1 protein-coding gene is annotated in these 528 nt (G+C 61.7%); it reads left to right on the top strand.

Annotated features, from left to right (window positions below):
• Positions 1 to 528: contractile injection system protein, VgrG/Pvc8 family (locus ACG0Z5_RS23900; protein WP_394451669.1), on the top strand; the 528-nt coding region annotated here is incomplete at both ends.

Here is a 528-nt window from a genome sequence, read left to right as displayed (position 1 = left end):
ACGACAGTGACGGGCTGGTCGAGCTGCCGGTGCGTGGTGCGGTGCTGTCGCTGTATCTGGGTTGGAAAGGTTTTGCCCTGGTGGGGAAAGGTGATTTTACCGTCGATGAGGTGGAGCACCACGGCGCACCGGACACGGTCACGCTGCGGGCGCGGAGTGCAGATTTTCGCGGAACGCTCAATTCACGCCGGGAAGAGTCATGGCATGACACCACACTTGGCGCGGTGGTGGGGGCAATTGCAGCCCGCAATAAATTAACGGCCAGCGTGGCGGAATCGCTGGCGGGTATCCACATCGCGCATATTGACCAGTCGCAGGAATCCGACGCGGTATTCCTGACCCGCCTCGCCGAGCGGAACGGTGGGGCGGTGTCGGTCAAGGCGGGCAAATTGCTGATGCTCAAAGCCGGGAGCGGCGTGACGGCCAGCGGTAAGCCAATCCCACAAATCACTATTCAGCGCAGTGATGGTGACCGGCATCAGTTCGCGATTGCTGACCGGGGCGCGTATACCGGCGTCACGGCCAAAT

The organism is Scandinavium sp. M-37 (assembly GCF_043558715.1).
Lineage (GTDB): Bacteria > Pseudomonadota > Gammaproteobacteria > Enterobacterales > Enterobacteriaceae > Scandinavium > Scandinavium vulneris_A.
Note: the sequence above shows the minus strand (reverse complement) of the source record. Positions and strands in the feature narration are given on the sequence as shown.